Source organism: Paracoccus sp. P2, from assembly GCF_046335115.1.
GTDB classification, from domain to species: Bacteria; Pseudomonadota; Alphaproteobacteria; order Rhodobacterales; family Rhodobacteraceae; genus Paracoccus; species Paracoccus pantotrophus.
Map to the genome: position 1 here is coordinate 1 of NZ_JBGOSN010000173.1, position 771 is coordinate 771.

1 protein-coding gene is annotated in these 771 nt (G+C 53.6%); it reads left to right on the plus strand.

All coding sequences use genetic code 11. The annotated features are described in order from the left end of the window. Positions 1 to 87: 87 nt before the first annotated feature. Positions 88 to 507 carry a hypothetical protein gene (locus ACDP63_RS25060; protein ID WP_409928880.1) on the plus strand — a complete coding sequence of 140 codons (420 nt, stop codon included), beginning with the start codon at positions 88 to 90 and terminating at the stop codon, positions 505 to 507. Positions 508 to 771: the final 264 nt, after the last annotated feature.

The window sequence follows — 771 nt, forward strand, 5'->3', positions numbered from 1 at the left end:
AACGGCTTCACCGCACTCGGCATACCCGAAACTCAAGCCGTGGGATGACTCCGTCGGGGGAAAGGGGAACTCTGACCGTCAGTCAATTTGTGCAACAGAGTCGATCTGCAACAGAAGATCGCTGCGCGCAAACGCGAAAGAGAACTCGAGGAAAAGCAAGCAGAAATGCGAGCTTGGGGGGTGCGGGGAACCCAGAGCAAGGAAAGCCCCGACGAAGCAGAGGAGGAATGCGTCGATACCGATGATCTGCCTGTCGATGAGGAGGCTGTAGATGACGCGATATTCAAGGCCAAGCTAGAAGGTGCTCACGGCTTTGTGCAGTTCCTATACTACTTTCTTCTTGCCTTGATTGCACTTCTTGTCTTCGCTGCCGTCAAGGCCACGCTTTTTGACGGGGATCTGTTTGGCGCGATTGTATTTGCAATCGTTGCCTTGCTACTTCGGCGATTGAATCGAGGCATGATTAACAGTGTTACTCCCCCAGATCAGTCTCCTCCTGCAACCTAAGGTTCAGGCTTTTTATCGTCCTCATAAGGTAGATATATGTTCAGACATCTATTCATGAAGGGAGTGCTCTTCACCCGCCGTCACCTCGTTCTCGTCCTGACCTTTCTTATCTTTTCCCTCCTGTGGGATGCAGCCTTGGTGGAACAGGGGTCTGGAGGGTGGGTGACCTGCCCCTGAACTTTCATCCAGCCGCGACCGGAGCCCGGTTAGTGTTTACGCCAATTGGCGCAGGTTGAGCAATCGCCCGACGCGCGGAGCTTTCAT